Source organism: Massilia sp. CT11-108 (assembly GCF_047302915.1).
GTDB lineage: Bacteria > Pseudomonadota > Gammaproteobacteria > Burkholderiales > Burkholderiaceae_D > Telluria > Telluria orientalis.
Window position 1 is genome coordinate 1 of record NZ_JBKYMO010001799.1, and the last position, 232, is coordinate 232.

At 48.7% G+C, this 232-nt stretch carries 1 protein-coding gene; it reads right to left on the reverse strand.

What is annotated here, in order from left to right; all coding sequences use genetic code 11:
* A partial coding sequence (locus ACEN88_RS36370; RefSeq protein WP_413347222.1) for a sensor histidine kinase occupies positions 1–232 on the reverse strand: 232 nt, incomplete at both ends.

The window sequence follows — 232 nt, forward strand, 5'->3', positions numbered from 1 at the left end:
CGGTAAAGCAATGGTATGGCGCTTCGTAGCTGTAAACCAACTGATAGCCTAAACTTTCGCAGATCTGTTTAGAGATGGTGAGCCCCAGGCCGCTGCCTTCAGATGTGGATGCTTTATGAAAGCGGGTAAAGATATTTTCGGGATTAAGGGCTACCTGCTCACCGGTGTTTTTGATCGTTAAACTTTCGGCAGTGAGGTTGATGATGATCTCTCCACCGGCACGGTTATGGCG